This window comes from Olivibacter sp. SA151 (genome assembly GCF_054130995.1).
Window position 1 is genome coordinate 521,524 of sequence record NZ_CP096391.1, and the last position, 17,976, is coordinate 539,499.

Annotated in this window: 17 protein-coding genes; 6 read left to right on the top strand and 11 right to left on the bottom strand. The window is 43.4% G+C overall.

The genetic code is table 11. The features are described 5' to 3' along the window. Nucleotides 1–12 precede the first annotated feature (12 nt). From M1D52_RS02010 to M1D52_RS02020, 3 genes are all read right to left on the bottom strand, one after another. A complete protein-coding gene (locus M1D52_RS02010; RefSeq protein ID WP_013664198.1) occupies nt 13–240 on the bottom strand; it encodes a hypothetical protein in 228 nt (75 codons plus the stop codon). Between the two features lie 269 nt (nt 241–509). After that, on the bottom strand, nt 510–1,061 hold the full coding sequence (locus M1D52_RS02015) for a hypothetical protein (protein ID WP_437393917.1): 552 nt from the start codon (nt 1,059–1,061) through the stop codon (nt 510–512). A gap of 45 nt (nt 1,062–1,106) precedes the next feature. After that, entirely contained in the window at nt 1,107–1,967 is an 861-nt protein-coding gene (locus M1D52_RS02020) for a chromate resistance protein ChrB domain-containing protein (RefSeq protein ID WP_437393916.1), read from the bottom strand. 211 nt (nt 1,968–2,178) lie between these two features. Here M1D52_RS02020 and M1D52_RS02025 point away from each other — a divergent pair, with 211 nt between their 5' ends. The 3 genes from M1D52_RS02025 to M1D52_RS02035 all read left to right on the top strand — a co-directional run bounded on the left by M1D52_RS02025 (nt 2,179) and on the right by M1D52_RS02035 (nt 8,152). Beyond that, nucleotides 2,179–2,532: a hypothetical protein gene (locus tag M1D52_RS02025; protein ID WP_437362500.1), complete on the top strand. Its 354-nt coding sequence runs from the start codon at nt 2,179–2,181 to the stop codon at nt 2,530–2,532. A 97-nt stretch (nt 2,533–2,629) separates the two neighbouring features. After that, nucleotides 2,630–6,994, top strand: coding sequence for a CusA/CzcA family heavy metal efflux RND transporter (locus M1D52_RS02030; RefSeq protein WP_437393915.1), 4,365 nt, complete (start codon nt 2,630–2,632; stop codon nt 6,992–6,994). Between the two features lie 6 nt (nt 6,995–7,000). Further along, nucleotides 7,001–8,152, top strand: coding sequence for an efflux RND transporter periplasmic adaptor subunit (locus M1D52_RS02035; protein ID WP_437393914.1), 1,152 nt, complete (start codon nt 7,001–7,003; stop codon nt 8,150–8,152). Nucleotides 8,153–8,380: 228 nt separating this feature from the next. Here the strand turns inward: M1D52_RS02035 and M1D52_RS02040 are convergent, their stop codons facing one another. Then, nucleotides 8,381–9,004: a DoxX family membrane protein gene (locus M1D52_RS02040; protein WP_437393913.1), complete on the bottom strand. Its 624-nt coding sequence runs from the start codon at nt 9,002–9,004 to the stop codon at nt 8,381–8,383. Between the two features lie 133 nt (nt 9,005–9,137). After that, nucleotides 9,138–9,638, bottom strand: a complete 501-nt coding sequence (locus M1D52_RS02045; protein ID WP_437393912.1) for a hypothetical protein — start codon at nt 9,636–9,638, stop codon at nt 9,138–9,140. A gap of 226 nt (nt 9,639–9,864) precedes the next feature. Here M1D52_RS02045 and M1D52_RS02050 point away from each other — a divergent pair, with 226 nt between their 5' ends. Then, on the top strand, nt 9,865–10,284 hold the full coding sequence (locus M1D52_RS02050; protein WP_437393911.1) for a DUF6194 family protein: 420 nt from the start codon (nt 9,865–9,867) through the stop codon (nt 10,282–10,284). A 21-nt stretch (nt 10,285–10,305) separates the two neighbouring features. Here the strand turns inward: M1D52_RS02050 and M1D52_RS02055 are convergent, their stop codons facing one another. Both M1D52_RS02055 and M1D52_RS02060 read right to left on the bottom strand, forming a co-directional pair. Beyond that, nucleotides 10,306–11,190, bottom strand: a complete 885-nt coding sequence (locus tag M1D52_RS02055; RefSeq protein ID WP_437393910.1) for a DUF4350 domain-containing protein — start codon at nt 11,188–11,190, stop codon at nt 10,306–10,308. Beyond that, complete coding sequence (locus tag M1D52_RS02060; protein ID WP_437393909.1) at nt 11,183–11,863, bottom strand: hypothetical protein; 681 nt, start codon at nt 11,861–11,863, stop codon at nt 11,183–11,185. The genes M1D52_RS02055 and M1D52_RS02060 overlap by 8 nt, the downstream gene beginning before the upstream one ends. A gap of 807 nt (nt 11,864–12,670) precedes the next feature. Between M1D52_RS02060 and M1D52_RS02065 the strand changes: the two genes are divergently transcribed. Then, on the top strand, nt 12,671–13,564 hold the full coding sequence (locus M1D52_RS02065) for a helix-turn-helix domain-containing protein (protein WP_437393908.1): 894 nt from the start codon (nt 12,671–12,673) through the stop codon (nt 13,562–13,564). Between the two features lie 99 nt (nt 13,565–13,663). Further along, on the top strand, nt 13,664–14,575 hold the full coding sequence (locus M1D52_RS02070) for an aromatic alcohol reductase (RefSeq protein ID WP_437393907.1): 912 nt from the start codon (nt 13,664–13,666) through the stop codon (nt 14,573–14,575). 158 nt (nt 14,576–14,733) lie between these two features. Here M1D52_RS02070 and M1D52_RS02075 read toward each other — a convergent pair whose 3' ends face one another. The 4 genes from M1D52_RS02075 to M1D52_RS02090 form a co-directional block, all read right to left on the bottom strand. Beyond that, a complete protein-coding gene (locus tag M1D52_RS02075) occupies nt 14,734–15,222 on the bottom strand; it encodes a hypothetical protein (protein ID WP_130854927.1) in 489 nt (162 codons plus the stop codon). A gap of 152 nt (nt 15,223–15,374) precedes the next feature. Beyond that, entirely contained in the window at nt 15,375–16,226 is an 852-nt protein-coding gene (locus tag M1D52_RS02080; RefSeq protein WP_437393906.1) for a helix-turn-helix domain-containing protein, read from the bottom strand. Between the two features lie 273 nt (nt 16,227–16,499). Then, the gene (locus tag M1D52_RS02085; protein WP_437393905.1) at nt 16,500–17,468 is read right to left on the bottom strand and encodes a CE1 family esterase; all 969 of its coding nucleotides are present in this window, start codon (nt 17,466–17,468) and stop codon (nt 16,500–16,502) included. After that, complete coding sequence (locus M1D52_RS02090) at nt 17,465–17,839, bottom strand: hypothetical protein (RefSeq protein ID WP_130854929.1); 375 nt, start codon at nt 17,837–17,839, stop codon at nt 17,465–17,467. Before M1D52_RS02090 ends, M1D52_RS02085 begins: the two co-directional genes overlap by 4 nt. Nucleotides 17,840–17,976: the final 137 nt, after the last annotated feature.

A 17,976-nucleotide genomic window follows, 5' to 3' on the forward strand; every position in this document is an offset into this window, starting at 1 on the left:
GAACCTGACCGTTTAGCCTATACGATCTTCAATTAGCTTTCCAATGGTGTCTTGATTTAGCATAGTTTCTGTAGTCGTCGCGCCTTCTGAAGTTTTCATGAACCAATTACCGTCAGTATCTTTGTTTATTACATATGACCTATCGCCAATGTCTTCCGTTAAGATGAACGTATTCTCTTCGCCGGACGGCTTAACATTAAAGTCGCCTAAACCCGGTATTGTTAAAGTGAATGTTTTCATAATCGATGTTTTCTGAATAAACAATTCAGATAACCGCTTGTGTGGTAAAGGGCAATAAAATGTATGGAATAAATATACGCTATAAGGCAACTGAAATTTCATTTCATTCGTGTTGGATGTAAAGTTGCGGTGGTGAGAAACTCAAGGTGGTCAAACTGGTAGTCAAATTAATGTATTAGCCGATAGACAAAGAGAAGTTAGCTTAATAAAGTTAAAAAGATCAAAATTACTATTTCTAAAAATTCTAGAAGGCATATAGCAGTTGCTGTTTAAAAGATGAACCCGAACTGAAAAGCGGCAGTCACGGAGGCGGTATGTTCATTGCCGAAACGGATCGGGACCGGAACTGCCAGAAATAGATTTCCCGAATGCCCCTTGGTGATGACCTTGCTCAGAACCGGTGTGAAGCCGAACCTGCCCGAAGTTTCAAAGGCGGCCCTTCCGATAAAGGTAAAGCCCTTGCCCAGCGGAAAAAGCGCGCCGGGATGAAACAGGAAATTACTCATCCTGCTCTTTCCGTGCTGTACGCTGATATAAGGCACCATCTCCAAGGAAAAGCCTAGATGCCCATCCCTGCGGATGTTTATGCCGGTTGGCATGCCTACTACATATCGATCTTTAAAATTTGGTGTGAAATCGCCCGATGCATAAGTGACAATCGGATGCACAACGCCGACATAGGCAGTCACCTTTACCGGTGCATCAATCTCCTGTGATGCTGCGCCGACTGAATATGCCAGAAGCAGTGTAACCGATACTGTGGTCTTATAGAAGAGGGTATAAGATTTTTCTTTTAGGTACTTCATCGATCTTGCTAACATTTATGCAAGAATAATGAACAGGGCCATCGAAAAATAGAACATTATCTACCCTTTTGTATATCCTTTACCTTTGATTATTTTTTTTCGATACACCGAGGGATTGGAGCCCATGTGTTTATTAAAAATCCGGGTAAAATGGCTCTGGTCCGAAAAGCCGGTCAAGTAAGCAATCTCCGTAAGATTAAGTGACGGATCGGCCATCAATTCGATTGCTTTCTCGATACGCTTTTTACGGATATATTCACCGAAATTAACGTTATCAAAATATTTTGAAAACTCTCTGGAGAGGTAAGTAGGACTGAGTTCAAGTTCATCGGAAAGCTGATGAAGGGTCAGGTTCATGTTGGTGTCCACCTGATCCTGGATCAGCTCCCTGAGAGTAACCACCCATTCCGGCATCTGCTCTTTGCGTCGTTGTTTCAGGTACCGTTGGTAGATTTGCAGAAGTAGTTGTTCCACCGGACTATCACCTCCATGCCGTTGCCTGAAAAGATGCTGTGCCCAGCTGTAAAGACCGTCGTAGATAATCATTCCCAGCTCTAACAGTTCACGGTCGTCCTTTATATTATAAACCAATCCGGCAAAAATCGCTTCCAGGCCTGCAGCCTGTGGCGCAAAATCATGCCGGTCAGTATCTGCACCACGGACTATTTTGGCGATCCTGTCGAGCGCAGGATTTTTCAGCTCATATTTTTTGATGAAATAATCGAAAGTGCATTTATCCTCATAATGGCTATATTCAACACCAGGTATATCAAAGGGTGTGGCACCTGTCTGTTCCGCCACCCGGATCACATCTTCGGCCGAGACAAAAACAATCTCCGCACCGGGGTCGATAAACCGCTTTATCAGCCAGGGGCAGGCTATTCTATCGATCTTGGGCCGTTCTCTTGTAATCCATTTCATTGAATGATTTGTAGGCTAAGTATGGCTAATATCCATAAAATTCGTTACACTAACAATTTCGATCCGAAAGCCGTTGAAAAGTTTGCAATCAATTAATAACCATTAAATAGATGACAATAATAAAAAAATTACCTTTTTAATTTCAGATAGGGTTGCTTAGTTTATTACTTAGCTTTACTTTTGCTGCGTGAAAAGGTTTTTTCTCTATATAATGCTTATACTATTGATAAGCGAGGCAACCTCACTCTATCAACTGGCAAAGCTGCCAAGTTTATACAGGCATTTTATAGAACATAAAACGCTTTCGCCAACGGTTAGTTTTACCGAGTACCTTTCAATGCACTATTGGGGGCAAGACCTCAACGACGATGATGACGAAAAGGATATGCAACTGCCGTTTAAAAAGTTCGATATCCATACTCCCGTTTTCCTTTTCGTAGCATTCGATAAATCATTTGCTATCAAGCCCGAATACTGGCCGGTTAATCTCGACTTTGCACGGGATCGGCTTGTTGTATACTTCAGTCCCGAACAGAACTCGCTCTTTCGCCCGCCTAGAGTGTAAATACATTTAATCATGACATGCAGGGAATGTTCCCTGTAAAAGCGCTGTCCGCCGTAAGGGGGCCGGTATGTGTTTTCATGTATTTACTTTAAATTCCATGTTAAATAAAATCATTCAGTTTTCAGTTAAAAATAAACTGGCAATTGGTATATTTATGTTGCTGTGGGTAGTTTATGGCGGTTACCAGATCACCCAACTACCCATCGATGCCGTTCCGGATATAACCAACAACCAGGTCCAGATTATTACCACAGCCCCGTCCCTTGGTGCAGAGGACGTAGAACGATTAATTACATTTCCGATAGAACTAGCAATCAGTAACGTTCCGGGCATACAGGAGAGCAGGAGTATGTCCCGATTCGGACTTTCCCTTATCACGATTGTGTTTGACGAAGGTACCGATGTTTACTGGGCGCGCCAGCAGGTTACTGAAAGGCTTTCGCAGGTAGAAATCAACGAAAATGCCAATGTTCCGTCCCTTGCGCCGGTAACTACCGGTTTGGGCGAAATATATCAGTATGTGTTAAAACCCAAAAAAGGGTATGAAGATAAATTCACCTTGGCTGACCTCCGCTCTACACAGGATTGGCTCGTAAGAAGGCAGCTATTGGGTACACCCGGCGTAGCTGATGTCTCTACCTTCGGAGGTGAACTTAAGCAATATGAAGTTTCGGTAAACCCGGCAAGGCTCAAGGCACTCAACCTAACTATAAGCGATATTTTTACCGCTCTGAGCAGAAATAACCAAAATACCGGGGGTGCCTATATTGAAAAGGGCCCCTCCGTTCTATATATTCGAAGCATTGGCCTTACCAAATCAATTGAAGACATCAATAAAATCGTAGTAAAGAGTAATGGCGGGCAGCCCATACTCATCAGCCATGTAGCCGAAGTCCGTTTGGGTTCAGCTATACGTTATGGAGCATTAACCATGGCTGGTTTAGGGGAAGTAACCGGCGGCATTGTGATGATGCTCAAAGGCGGAAACTCTTCCGAAATTATCAACAACGTTAAGCAACGGATCGCTGAGATACAGAAGACCCTTCCTGAGGGATTAGCGATCGAACCTTTCCTTGACCGCACCAAGATGGTTAACAACGCTATCGGCACCGTAGAGCACAACTTGCTTGAGGGTGCATTGATCGTCGTGCTCGTGCTGGTACTCTTTTTAGGGAATCTACGGGCGGGATTAATTGTAGCTTCTGTTATTCCCTTATCCATGCTCTTTGCCATAACCATGATGAATACCTTCGGTGTAAGTGGCAATTTGATGAGCTTGGGGGCCTTGGATTTTGGACTCATTGTAGACGGTGCCGTCATTATCGTTGAGGCAATTCTGCACCATCTTCATTTTTCTAAAAAATATAACGATGTCACTCGTATTTCGCAGGAGGAGATGAACCGCGAAGTAACCAAGTCCGCATCACGCATGATGAATGCGGCCGTCTTCGGTCAGATCATTATCCTGATTGTATATTTACCAATTCTTTCCCTTACGGGGATTGAAGGAAAAATGTTCAAGCCAATGGCTCAGACCGTGGCATTTGCCATTCTGGGAGCCTTTATCCTTTCGCTCACCTACGTGCCGATGGTAAGTTCGCTGTTTATCAGTAAAAAGATAACGCATAAGCCGAATCTGTCCGACCGTATCATGACACGGATAGAAAATGGGTACCGGCAAATGTTGGAGAAGGCTTTATCGATCCGTCGGTCGCTGGTCATGTTCGCGTTTATATTGTTCGGTGTGTCTGTGCTTATGTTCATGCGCATGGGCGGCGAGTTTATACCCCAACTGGAAGAGGGCGATTTTGCCGTCGAAACCAGGTTATTGGTGGGCACCAACCTCAGTACCACCATTAATGCCATTGACCGTATCGCCGAAACGTTGCAAGCGCAATACCCCGAAGTTGAAAAAGTGGTGTCGAGAATCGGCAGCGCCGAAATCCCGACCGATCCTATGCCTATTGAGGGGGGAGACATGATTGTTGTGCTGAAGCCGAAATCAGAATGGACCAGCGCGGAAACTTTTCCGGAGCTTGCCGGTAAAATGGCTGCGACTGCACAGGAAGTTATGCCTGGTGTAACCACCGGCTTCCAGTATCCCGTTCAGATGCGGTTCAATGAGCTCATGACCGGCGCAAAACAAGACGTTGTTTGTAAAATCTTCGGTGAGGACCTCGAGAAACTAGCGACCTATGCCGATCAGCTGGGCGCCATTGCAAGAACGGTGGATGGAACAGCCGATCTTTATGTTGAAAAAGTGACCGGTATGCCTCAGATCGTCATTGATTTCAACCGTAGTGAGATCGCTAAATACGGCATGGATATCGAAAGCCTAAACCGTACCATCAACGCAGCCTTTGCCGGCGCCGAGGCTGGAAAGGTTTACGAAGGCGAAAAAAGCTTTGATCTGGTGGTAAGAGTTAGCAGCGAGGGGAGAAAAAGCATAGAAGATGTCCGTAACCTGCCCGTATCTACCCCTATGGGGGTTCAGGTACCGCTCTATCAGGTGGCCGATATACAGGAGATCGAAGGGCCAAATCAGATACAACGCGAAAATGCGCGCAGGCGGATTATTGTGGGCTTCAATGTACGGGGACGTGACGTACAAACCATTGTTGAAGAACTCCAGCAGAAGATTGGCGCTAAAATGAAGTTAGATGCAGGTTATAGTATAACCTACGGGGGGGCTTTTGAAAATTTGCAACAGGCTAAGAGCAGGTTGAGCATCGCTGTCCCGGTTGCGCTTTTACTCATTTTTGTAATGCTATATTTTGCGTTTTCGTCCTTTAAAGAGGGCGCACTGATCTATACTGCCATACCATTGTCAGCCATCGGCGGAGTATTTGCCCTAACCTTAAGAGGCATGCCCTTCAGCATTTCTGCCGGTGTCGGATTTATTGCCCTCTTCGGCGTAGCGGTGCTGAATGGGATCGTGCTGATTTCCGAATTTAACCGAATAAAAAAAGAAGGCGTAATAAGCGATCCGAAGCAGCTCGTGATGACCGGAACCCGTAACAGGTTACGTCCGGTACTGATGACAGCGGCGGTAGCTTCGCTCGGTTTTCTACCCATGGCACTCAGCAATGGCGCCGGGGCGGAAGTACAGCGGCCTTTGGCCACGGTGGTGATCGGAGGGCTTATAACAGCCACCCTGTTAACATTATTTGTCCTGCCTTCACTGTACCTGCTCTTTAACAGAACCGCTAAGCTCAACATGAATAAAAGTTTAAGTGCGATCATTGCATTTATGTTCCTTGCTTATCCGGCTACCGCACAGGAGCAGCCGGTAAAAGTAAGCCTTGACAGCGCGTTGAAGATGGCAATACGGAATAATAGGCAATTGCAGAGTACACGCATGGAACAACAAGCTGTTGAAGAACTGCAGCACAGCGGGTTCGATCTGCCTAAGACGCAATTGTCTGGCGATTACGGGAAATTTAACAGCATACACAATGACAATAGGATCGGCGTGAGCCAATCTTTCAACTTTCCCACCGTATATACTAATCAGAAAAAGATGCTGCAGGCAAACTTCGAAGCCTCACGTGCACAGACTAGGTTGAGCGAGCAGGAGCTTAAAGCCAGTGTCAGGTTGGCATTTTTCGATTACGCTGTAATGAATAAGCGGAAACAGCTGCTGCTCTATGCAGATAGTATCTACCGATTATTCGAGGCCAAATCACTGAAGCGTTTTGAGAGCGGCGAGGCCAATATCCTGGAAAAAACGGCAGCGCAATCCCACAGGCAGCAAATTACCAATCAGCTGAATATGCTTGAAAAAGACCTTGCTATTGTGAACAAACAGTTTAATCTGTATTTACAAGATAGTATGATGTACGTTCCCGATCTCGCGCAGTCGAAAGTTGCTGTTGCTCAATCATTAATAGATGATTCCGTTGTGACCGGTGAGCTTCCGGCGGCCGCGCTGGCCAGACATGCGGAAGAAGCTGCCCGCAGCCGGTGGCGGGTAGAGCGTGCCCGCCTTCTTCCCGATCTCACAATAGGTTACAACAACCAAAGTCTGCAAGGAGTTCAGAATGTGAACGGGCAGGATGTTCTTTTCAGCGGTAGGGATCGCTTCAATTATTTCAGCGCGGGAATAAGTATTCCGTTGTTCTTCAAGGCCCAATCGTCCAAAGCAACAGCAGCGAAGCTGCAATGGCAGAGTCAAATAAAAAAAGCCGATCAAGTTCAATTGCAATTACATGCTGAAATTATGAACGCCCGCGCTCAGGTGCAGAAATTTGAGGAGAGTCTCGCATATTACGAAAATCAAGGACTTAGCAATGCAGATTTGATCATTGCTACGGCAGACCAACAGTTTCAGGGTGGAGAAATCGATTACCTACAGTGGGTTATCTTGGTAGATCAAGCCATCACCATCAGAAACGAATACATCAATATGCTCGGCAGTTATAACCAGGCCGTTATCCAATTACAAAAATTAAACGATCAATAATTTAAAATGAAAGCATTTATATACAGTTGCATCTGCCTTTGGTTGCTGGCGGCATGCAGCAATCAAAATAAGCAAGAGACGGAATCGACTAGCCAAAAAGACAGTACGATCAGTCCTATTACTGAAACTGTACGACTCACTTCGCAGCAGCTAAAAAGCGTCGGCATCGAAGTTGGCAACCCTGAGTCGGGCAGCGTAAGTGGCAAGCTTACACTGCAAGGAGCAGTAGAGGTGCCGCCCCAGAATATTATTAGCCTGAGCTTTCCTATGGGAGGGTATCTGAAATCCACAGCGATGTTACCCGGAACACATGTGAGCAAGGGACAGGTGTTGGCCATCATGGAAGATATGCAGTTTATTCAATTACAGCAAGATTACCTAACGGCGAAGACCGACTTTGAGTTGGCAGAAAAGGAGTTTATTCGTCAACGTGAACTTAATAGCAGTAAAGCAAGCAGCGATAAGGTCTTCCAGCAGGCGAATGCCCAAATGGAACGCCAAAGAATTTTAATGAATGCGTTGGGTGAAAAACTAAAGCTGATCGGTATCAATATCAATAACCTGAACGCATCCAATATATCTAAAAGTGTAGCGGTATTATCGCCCATCAATGGTTTTGTGTCCAAAGTAAACGTAACGGTCGGCAAATATACTGCTCCAACCGATGTACTATTTGAGCTGGTAGATCCGCGTGATATCCATTTGGTATTAAACGTATTTGAGAAAGATTTAGCGAGCGTGGCTGTTGGCGAGCAGGTGGCCGCCTATTCCAATAGTGAACCGGATCGAAGATTTGATGCCGAAGTCATCCTGATCAATAAAACACTTGATGCCAATCGCATGGCAGAGGTACATTGCCACTTTAAAAAATATGACACCTCGCTTGTGCCCGGCATGTTCATGAATGCCGAAGTTTCAATCAAGGATATGCCGGCACTTACCGTACCGGAGGATGCGGTTGTCAGGTGGGAGAACAAACATTATGTATTTGTGGCCCAAAACACCGGAGAATTCCGGATGGTGGAGGTAAAGCCAGGAATGCTGAATGATAAACATCGGCAAATAGAGAGTAATGAGATTACGTCGGCATCTAAGGTAGTGCTCAAAAACGCATATACATTACTTATGAAAATCAAGAATACAGAAGAAGAAGGTTGATATCCACAGGTATTCCCGCGTGAGCAAGCAAGTCGGAGTATCTCTACTAATGGTTTGTTTGTTAGTTAAATGATTGTCTGAATTCAAAGGCGAAAGCTGTGTTTTTGTCTTGAAAAGTTTACTGCATGATTGCGACTGTTCAGAGCCTAATTCATTAGCCGCATTCAGCAATAATTTTCGGCAATTGACCAATATGAGGCCTACCCAATTTAAAGCGCAACGTATATTTCAAAAGAGTGCTTTAATACCATTCCAAAAAGATTGAGGATGAGTTACAGCAAAGTATATTATTTTCAATACTCCGGGCGCAAGTTCCAAGGCTGGAATAAATAGAATAACAAGTAAATAAGAAATAGCTTTTTGATTCTCAGAACGCATGGGTTTTATGTTCGATACAGTTTTCCAGACCGGCGTTAGTTGATTTTTATAATAAAACAATAAAAGGCCGATATAACACAAATAGCCAGTTAATCGGAAGGCAAATGCAAGTTTGAGACCGTAAGGCATAATCGTCAGATCAATAATCAAAATGTTCAGAACAATAGGGGCGAGCATCAGTGCCCCTATGATCATCGTTCTGTTATACAATAACATCAGAGAGGCTATAATTTGAGAGACGCCTATAAATATTTTGAAAGGCTGATGATCAAACAAGTACCAGGCAATTTTAAACAGGCTCAGATCCTTGATAGGTGTAGCCAGTTCTTTTTCGGTCAAATTACCGAACTGTCCGCCAGACAATTTTCCCGTTCCGTATGAAATAAAAATAAGCGCTAGTAAAATACGGATTGATAAGATAATGAGATCCGATATTCGTCTTTTTTGAACATAAGTATTAGGGTTATAAGTCATTTTGGAGTATTTCCTTAAAGATGCAATTTTTAGTCAAATTTCATAATTGGAGTACTAAATTTCTTGTTTTATGATGTTCGAGGCCTATTCCTTTTATTTAAATAAATTTAAGGATTAACACTTCAAAAATTCACTATTCAGCTTTCCAAAAGATGTCCTGCCATTTTTGGATAGACATCTTTTTAAGCTCATCATCCGGAAATTCAGCTTCTATCATAGCGAACCAGTCATTGCTTTCCTGCATCAGCATCAGTATCGTGGTATTCTTGCTAGCGAACTGATAAAGCCGACGATTTTTACCTCCCTTTTCTTCCTGTTTGATGAGCATCAATCGGCTATCCGGATTATAATTCTTAAGGTTTTTCTCAATGCCGTCAGCTACGCCGTTCATGTTCATTAATTTACTACTCGTTTGGGTAATGATGATTTCGAAGGGATTAGACTTGTCTTTGGTGTCTATGGCATCGTAATAAGTGGTTAAAAAGCCCTCTTCATCTTCTTTCCTGATATGGAACTGATATACGTCTGAAAGGGTGGTGTCTAATCGGAGAGATTGGGTATAAGCACTAGAAAGATTGATAAACATTAGCGAAAGCAAGATGATAAATTTATAAAAGGACATTTCAGTTCCCATAGTTATTTTCAATAATCTCCATTGCTATTCTCCCGGATTTTGAAGAATGATGGCGCTTGAAGTACAAAAATAGTTTCATCAGCACAAAGATCATATAGCAGATTTCAGGGATATCGCTGAAGAGGAGCTGATCAGGTTCACTTGGAATTCCTGGGTTGCGCATAAATAGTAGCTGCTTGCAAATGTAACGTAAGTAAGCGAAATTCGCTATTCATAAATTATTGATATGTCGGCAGAAAAAATCGAAAACTACATTACCTCCAATCTTCTCAATGTTCAACAATCAGCGCATTTTGGTTATACTTTTTTCTTTTATGGTTCAGACCATGTTCTCCCATTCGTAACGATCGCTCATGCGGATAATGAATATGACAACGTGTCAAATCTGAGTCGAGAAGGTATATTTCGTGTCAATATCGGCGTGTCTAAGGTTACATTCAATAACCTTTTTCCAGACCTCAAAAAGGAGTGGGATTTTACAGAAACAAACGTTTTTATGCCCCATCCTAGTTACGCATCTCAACATTTTATTTGTGTGCTCAATCCAGTGGGAGACAAATTAGAAGAGACACTTAGATTTATCCAAGAGGCCCATGCAATAGCAAAGAACCGCGTTGATAAAAAGCAGTTGAAAAAGTCAAACTAGCTTGATGAAAAGCGACGTATCTTATGGTGCATCCAGCCAATGAAGGATGTTTAAAAGAAACCGAGCGTTCTGCATTGCATCAGGGTGATTCATACCTCGTTTTTCACTTTTAATCCCTCTTAAGATTGCGTAAAACGGACCGGCATCGGCAATTAGACATACCCGCCCACGCCCACATTGTAGAATAGCACTGTTTACTAAACCTTTACCTGATATTTTGGACCCATCAGACGCAAGCGATACTTCGTAGTCTTCGCCCAACGACGAAACAATAATGGCGTCCGGTGGCGGAACAAATCCCGTTCCTACCCAAAAGCGGATGCTGTCTATTGCAAAACCGGCTGCATCGGTAACCGGATTGCCCGTGAGATTGCCTCTGTTACGAGAGAAGATCTCAGGCTGGCCATCCTTACGTTGTGCAAAACCATTGATGAGGGCAAAGCCAAAGCGGGCAGCCAGCTTACTGGCGGACCCGGCAGCAGGCATCTGGTCGGTGATAAGGAAAAGCGAGCCGCCGCGCTGCACCCAATCGTATAAAGTTTCCACTTCTTCGTCGGTATAAGCGCTACCTGTCTGGGCACCCCAATTGTCCAGGTCGTGCAATGCATTGACAGTCACAAACACACGGGCATCCGTCAAGGTTTCTGCGGTAATGGCTTGCCGGTTGGTCTCCAATCGGTAACCATCCGCTTCCAGTACCTTGGCAAATGCAGCATACTGTCCCTTCAGCGTGAAAGGGTTGTTGTGCCCCTCATCATAGCGAACAAGGGGGCCTTTCCCATTTTTATATCGAGCGTGCTCCGTTTCAAACCGAAAATTCGGGTCAGCAACACTTTGGGCAAACAGGTAGGTAACTGGCATGAGCAGCCAAATCAAGAGCATCGATTTAAACATCCGCTTATTCATGGTCTATCCTTTCCCAACGATCTGATTCAAAACAGATAAGTTCTTTAACAGTACCATTTGCGAGGATGAATGTCAGTGGAAAGGACAGCTCCTCATTAAGGAAATCGGTAGGGGAGAAAGCTTCAAACACGATGGTTTTGTTATCCCATAGTTGCTCTACAGCAAGTTTATTGCCCTGCCTTGTTACATTGATTTCCATATTGTTGTCAGTCTGAAGTCGATATCGCCCCAAGAGGGGCATAAGTTGGTCCGCGGTAAGCGAAACATATTGCGTAGGGTCGAAGAAAACTTTTTCCAGCATTACCCGGTTAAGAATCTTGGCCTTATCAATTTTTCCGTCAGTGCCCCCGATAAATGCAACCTGGTACGCTTCATCACGCGACTGGAAGGTGAGTGATCCCGTACGCTGTAAGGGATAAGTCCGTCCATCCCATGCCTGCTGCGCTATAAATTGGCCGTCCTGATCAAAAAACCGGATATACGCAACTCGGTTTGGAAAGCGGAAATAACCGGATAAGTCATCTAAGGATACGCTATCGGTTTGAAGTGGCCTTATTTCATGGAATACACTTCCTTTTTGCGGATTCACAGTGTAGCTGCTTAGCATAACTAACCCCACGGCTACAAGTGTGCAGGCCTTTAGCGATCGATACTTTACTCTTTTTACATTCATATCATTTTTTTGTTTTAATGATGCAATAATCAGTATAAGATTGGTAAAGGTCGTTCGGCTGGATACAGATGAACAAATTCACGGTGATAACTAGCATAAGTTTGCCTCTAAAACCAGACTGCTGCTTGCCGTATTGTAAGCTTCTGCTTAGTTGACATGTTTCAATATATCTGATTCATCACTACCTCTTTAGGGATGATTAAGCTTTCATTTGATGGTTTGGTCTTGGATGTAGGTTTTCTGTTATCTTATTACATGTTGATCATTTTAAGATTTTGAATTGCAGAAGGAATAATTTAGTTTAGCTTGAAAAAAAACACATTTACTATTTTTTCTATTTGGTTTACCGTTAGGCGTTTTGGTTTAAGTTGATACAATTAGATTATATAAATGGAAAAACTATTGAAGGTAAGGTCTTGAAAAATTCAGACGACCAGATTACATTCACGTATGAAAATGAGACAGCTGATTAAGTTATCGAAAAATACGCCGTTGTAAGTATCACATATGGTCAGGTGGTAGGAATGAGGATATTAGCAGTACTATTCAAGTGAATGGCAAAGGAGACCGGGAAAAGGGCACTAATTATATAGACCTTGGTAGTAAAGGTTTTGGAAAATATTCAGGCCGTTAAGAAAGGCGTTTCATAGAGCTATCAATAAGGCCTTATTCCAATTTTTCTTTAAGCCATTTGTCTATATTATTAGGAACATTGGCTCTCATAGCTATTTCGTTACAGTTATCACCGGAGAAGTACGAAGCAATTGAGTTATTGTGCGCCTACCGGTTATTTCTTATATTTAAACGATGCATAGAGAGATTGAAATTTTTTATGATCAATATGTTCATAGATCTTATCCCGATGAGCAATTCTTTTTAGGGCATTTCGATGTTCTTCATTGGGAAGATCTTAAAAAAGATTTATCTGCCTGCGAACGATTGCAGCGCAAGCCGTTTTATAAGATTGCCCTGCTCAATGGTACGGCCAAATACCATTCTAATAATGTAGAAGTTCCTATCTCTGGTTATACAATCGTTTTTACGGAGCCTATGACACGATCTAGCTTTTCGACCGATGATGAAAACTTCGTTGGCGACTATTGTGTGTGCAGCGGAAGCTTTCTCAGGGGAACAGCCAAGCTGAACCTCTCTAATTGGCCTGTCTTTAAAGATCGAGAGATTTACACCCAACCATTAAGCAAAGAGCAATACCTGTTTTTGTCCCAAATAATGTTGGAGATAGAACAGGAGAAAGATTCAGACTATTTCTTTAAAGAACAACTGATCCGCAACCGTGTGTTCGATATCATCCATTACATACAGAAATTAATTAAAAGCAATAATTTTCCTTCTCTTTATATGGAGGATACGCTTGACGAACGCTTCCTCAAACTGGTCGAAAACACCTTTTTAGACATCAGCCTGCAAAAGCCATTAGTGGGTAAGACACCAGCCTATTTTGCTGGTTTGCTCAACACAACTGTCGATCACCTGAATCAAACGCTTAAAAAGATAACGGGGAAAACAACTCGGGACATCCTTCATGAACGTATTATTGAAGAAGCCAATATACTTTTAAAGCATACAAACTACTCTGTAAAAGAGATTGCTTGGTGTTTAAATTTTCAGGAAACACCCCATTTTGTGAACTTTTATAAGAAACTTACCAAAACGACTCCACTTGTTTATCGAACGACCTAGAATTTTTGCAGCTATTAACAGTTTTCTTGCACCTTGATACCTTTTTTATCGGGATAACTTTGCGTCAGAAATAATTCTCAATACGTAAATAGATCAAAGATGAAAAATTCATTCTTAGTAATCGGAACGGGCGAAGTTGGCCTATCCATGTTGCAGGCCTTACATGATTATCAAGATGTATACCAACTAGATCTGACCGTTGCCGCATTGGTACGGCCCTCTGGAGCGGTCATTCAAGATTTCAAACAACATACACAATTCCGAAATGTAAAATTGGAGGCGGTAGACCTCCTTACGAGTGCGGTGACGGAATTGGCAGAGGTTTTTGGTCGTTATGATACCATAATCTGCTGCAGTGGTTTTTCAATCGGAAAAGGTATGCAGATAAAAATTACCGAAGCTGTGCTACAAGCCGGTGTCAGGCGTTACGTGCCCTGGCAATTTGGAGCGGATTATGATCAGATCGGGAGAGGAAGCGCACAGCCGGTTTTTGACGAGCAGCTTGACGTCAGGGACCTGCTGCGAGCCCAAGACCGAACACAATGGGTAATTGTATCTACCGGCATGATCACTAGTTTCTTGTTTCGCGAAGATTTCGGGGTCATCAGCCTTGAGAACAAGGTCGTCCACGCACTGGGAGATTGGAACCATTCATTGACCCTAACCTGTTGCGAGGATATTGGAAAACTAACCATTGAGGTACTATTTCATCAACCGGAAATTGTAAATGAAGTTGTATTTGTTTCGGGTGAAACGGCAACCTTTACACAAATTGCCGAAGAGGTAGAAGCCGTCTTCAATACCACTTTTGAGCGCATTCTTTGGAGCAAGGCGCACCTGTCCTCAGCTTTAGAACAAAGACCAGATGATATTTTTAATAAATATCGTATGGTATTCACGCATCCTGGAGTAACCTGGCCGATGGAAAAGACATTTAATTATCAATGGAGGATACCCACAATTGGTATCCGAGAATGGGCGAAGACAAATATACTTACTTTGCAAAGTTAACTCAAACTTGTATGAGTCGATCAAGCGAAGACCGAATGAAATTCCCCTTCGCTTGATGTTTCTCAATTTCCAGTCGACAAGAATAGACTATAAATTCATCTAATCGTGTTACTAAATAAAGCACTTGTTTTAAACTTTTGTCAATAAAAAATTCAAGCTTACACCACTTTATTTATGCTCTTTTGCTTCCTGAATTGCAAAACAGAACCGATCACAAACAGCACAAAAAGGATGAGCAGGGTTTTTCCGATTAATGGGTCTTGCGGTCCATTGGCCAACGGATGACCTATCGGGATACGGTTAAAAGTTTCATTAACCGTTGGAATCAGGGACAGGAAAAAGCTGAACGTAAGAAAAAAATTCTCAATAAAACGCGATCGATTGTTTCCCGATCTTTTTGCGTAAAGATAGTACGCCACCGAAATCAATATAACAATTAACAGTGCAAGAATATGCCCCGGATTGACGCCTTTAACACTGGATAGTCCTAAAGCTGTTAACGATGTAACTAAGGTGAAATAAAAATAGATCTTGCCACTCAATTGGCTGAGATCTATCTTACCTCTTCTTATTAAAGATACAATGGCGGCAATAATAGCTGCAACACCTATAACCGTATGAAAAATACCTAAATGTGATAGTCCCATGAGTTTAATTTTAAAATTTAACAATTATTAATAGTGCAAAATTAAACCGTCCGAAACCGGATGAATTTGTAGATTAGGCCAATTATTTGAGAATTTGGTTCAAATCCCGGTAAGCTTTTAGGCTGGAACGGGGTGTTACAGCCGTATCTTACTCAGCCTTCTTTTATTTTTAGGCGGAAATTTGAGGGGGAAACGTTATACCTGTCGTGAAAACTTTTCGTGAAGTTTGCCAAGTCATTGAATCCACAAGCGAACGCAATGTCTGTAATCCGTTCATTAGAAACCGAAAGCAATTCGGCAGCCCTTTCCAATCGTTTCGTTCGGATATAATTGGCAGGCGAATCGTCGTATAATTTTTTAAATTCCCTTTTAAACGAAGAAACGCTCAAATTGGCTTTTTGCGCCAGATCCTCTACACCGACTTGTTCAAATAGATTGGCTTCTATAATCTGCTTGAAGGTATAGGTTGCAGGCGAGAAAAGTTGCGATAGGATGACTTGTATCGTTTCCGCATCTTGCGTTTGCGATAATAAAAGTATGATTTCCTTTAGCTTCAAAACCAAAATTTCATCATTGACCAACGATGGATTTTCAAAATAAAAGAGCAATCCTTCAATATATTTATGAATCAAAAAGTCGTTGTTGATTGCCTTTCTGGACTGATTAGTTACCCGATTAGCTGGCTTAAAGATTAGTGGGATTTCTTTATCGTAAACTTTTTTCAGTATATCCGGATGGAAAGTGACAATAACGATCTCACCTTCGCTATCCGAACCGGTATCATGTATCTGTTTGCCCGAGTTGATGCAGTTAAGCAACAAGGAGTGATGGGTAGGTATCTTCAACTGATCGCCTGCTGATTGGTATTCCATCTCACCTTTCAGCATATATAAGAAGCAAGCCTGCTCGGCCACGGGGAAGGCAAACTCAAAAGGTGGCTTTAAGTCCACTTTTTGGATAAATGTCTTCCCGAATAAGTCGAATTTTTTGTAATCAGTAACCATCTTAGATAATCCTTTAAATATCAGGTAACTTAACTAATATAACTTCGATAGCCTATGAGATTAAACAAAGCAATGCCCATTCAACACCAAATCAAAGATAGATAAAAATGTTGAACGGGACATTGCTTGCTAGTATGTAAAACCCTATTGGTTTTACCCGATTACTATGAAACCAGTAGTGCTTCTGAAGTTATAGGTACTATCAAAACTTTTGAAATTAAGCAGTTTTGTTCCGCTTCTGGTATCCCGTACGATTCAGACCAAAATCGCACATTATGGGATGCGTAAACGCTCAAAAAAATTCCATAGCAAATCGTTTGCATCTATCGCAGCGGATGGCGGTGCAGCACCGGGCCGTACCTGCTCGCCTCCCGGCCATGAGTGGCCGCCGTCCGCGGTGACATAGTGCATGATAAGCGGCGAGCCGGTTTCATCCACCCACTGCATCTGTGTGTATCGGTCGTTATCAACAACCACCTGGGCGTTCGGCAGGCAACCGTTCCGTTTCGCCCATACGTTCAGTACCGAATCAACCGGTGCGAAATGGTACCCCAGCGAGTTTGTGCCGCCTTCATAGGGAATAATCTCATCCAGCACGGAGTTCAGGTGGATAATAGGCAGCGGACGCGATTGTTCGGCCGGAGGGTCGAACACCATCGTGCAGCTCACGGGCGCTATGGCGGCAATCTTTTCAGGAATCTCAGCAGCCAGCCGGTAGGCGAGCATTCCGCCGTTGGACATGCCGGTCACATAGATGCGTTTGGCATCGATGCGGTATGTCTCGGTCAATCTGTCGATGAGCTCGCTGATGAACTCCACGTCGTCCACATTCTCGCGCATCGCAAAATCGCAGCACGATCCGGCATTCCACGTACGTATGCCGAGACGGCCATCGCTCCTGACGCCGTTGGGATAAACGGCTACGAATCCCGCTTCGTCGGCTTTCTCAGAGAAATGGTAGTGACGGTCAAACTGTACTGCACTGCCTCCTGTGCCATGCAGCCCGATGACCAGTGGAAACAGGGTATCGCCTTCTTCATATTGGGGCGGCAGGTGCACATTGAACGTGCGTGCACGGCCGCCCACTGTCAGGGTATCCCAGTCGACAAGGCGCTCCCAATCCATCCAATCTCCCCATGGATAACGGGGAGCTGGATCGAGTGCTTCGTCAGCACATCCACCAAACAAAAAAAATGGCAGCACTATCAGTAGCGCTAAACGGATATATCTCTTCGCGTTCATGATTTTTTGCGACTTTTTAATTCACTCCTCATCTCTTTCTGCATCGCCTTGTAGCGTTTGTACTGATTCCCGTCGAGCACCTGCTTCATTTGCTCATCGCGCGTTTCGCTAAGCGTTCGATACATTTTGAACTTCGACAATTTGGAACCGTTCGATGCCTTGAGCCCGGCCAGTCCTTCGAAGTATGTGGCATTGATTGATTTCACCTGCTCCTGCTGTTGGTCCGATAGATTCAATTCGGCCCGGTATTGCTCCATCTTAGCCAACAGTTCTTCCTTCTGCTCATTGGTGAGCTTCGATTGTGCGAATGCACCGGTGGTAAGGCCACTGACGACCAATATTAACACCCATTTTAAGACGTTCTTTTTCATATCATATTACTATTTATTGATGCAAAGCTCAAAGGAATCGAAACATGTTTAATATAAAATGATGATGAAACGGACAGATTGCCCGATGAGAGGGAACTGTGTCCGTAGCAAATCACCGGCCGCTTCTATCCTGTAAG

What these genes read in the sequence shown, in the direction of transcription:
- M1D52_RS02010 (WP_013664198.1), bottom strand. Translation starts at nt 240, where the DNA reads ATGAAAACATTCACTTTAACAATACCGGGTTTAGGCGACTTTAATGTT.
- M1D52_RS02015 (WP_437393917.1), bottom strand. Translation starts at nt 1,061, where the DNA reads ATGTTAGCAAGATCGATGAAGTACCTAAAAGAAAAATCTTATACCCTC.
- M1D52_RS02020 (WP_437393916.1), bottom strand. Translation starts at nt 1,967, where the DNA reads ATGAAATGGATTACAAGAGAACGGCCCAAGATCGATAGAATAGCCTGC.
- M1D52_RS02025 (WP_437362500.1), top strand. Translation starts at nt 2,179, where the DNA reads ATGCTTATACTATTGATAAGCGAGGCAACCTCACTCTATCAACTGGCA.
- M1D52_RS02030 (WP_437393915.1), top strand. Translation starts at nt 2,630, where the DNA reads ATGTTAAATAAAATCATTCAGTTTTCAGTTAAAAATAAACTGGCAATT.
- M1D52_RS02035 (WP_437393914.1), top strand. Translation starts at nt 7,001, where the DNA reads ATGAAAGCATTTATATACAGTTGCATCTGCCTTTGGTTGCTGGCGGCA.
- M1D52_RS02040 (WP_437393913.1), bottom strand. Translation starts at nt 9,004, where the DNA reads ATGACTTATAACCCTAATACTTATGTTCAAAAAAGACGAATATCGGAT.
- M1D52_RS02045 (WP_437393912.1), bottom strand. Translation starts at nt 9,638, where the DNA reads ATGGGAACTGAAATGTCCTTTTATAAATTTATCATCTTGCTTTCGCTA.
- M1D52_RS02050 (WP_437393911.1), top strand. Translation starts at nt 9,865, where the DNA reads ATGTCGGCAGAAAAAATCGAAAACTACATTACCTCCAATCTTCTCAAT.
- M1D52_RS02055 (WP_437393910.1), bottom strand. Translation starts at nt 11,190, where the DNA reads ATGAATAAGCGGATGTTTAAATCGATGCTCTTGATTTGGCTGCTCATG.
- M1D52_RS02060 (WP_437393909.1), bottom strand. Translation starts at nt 11,863, where the DNA reads ATGAATGTAAAAAGAGTAAAGTATCGATCGCTAAAGGCCTGCACACTT.
- M1D52_RS02065 (WP_437393908.1), top strand. Translation starts at nt 12,671, where the DNA reads ATGCATAGAGAGATTGAAATTTTTTATGATCAATATGTTCATAGATCT.
- M1D52_RS02070 (WP_437393907.1), top strand. Translation starts at nt 13,664, where the DNA reads ATGAAAAATTCATTCTTAGTAATCGGAACGGGCGAAGTTGGCCTATCC.
- M1D52_RS02075 (WP_130854927.1), bottom strand. Translation starts at nt 15,222, where the DNA reads ATGGGACTATCACATTTAGGTATTTTTCATACGGTTATAGGTGTTGCA.
- M1D52_RS02080 (WP_437393906.1), bottom strand. Translation starts at nt 16,226, where the DNA reads ATGGTTACTGATTACAAAAAATTCGACTTATTCGGGAAGACATTTATC.
- M1D52_RS02085 (WP_437393905.1), bottom strand. Translation starts at nt 17,468, where the DNA reads ATGAACGCGAAGAGATATATCCGTTTAGCGCTACTGATAGTGCTGCCA.
- M1D52_RS02090 (WP_130854929.1), bottom strand. Translation starts at nt 17,839, where the DNA reads ATGAAAAAGAACGTCTTAAAATGGGTGTTAATATTGGTCGTCAGTGGC.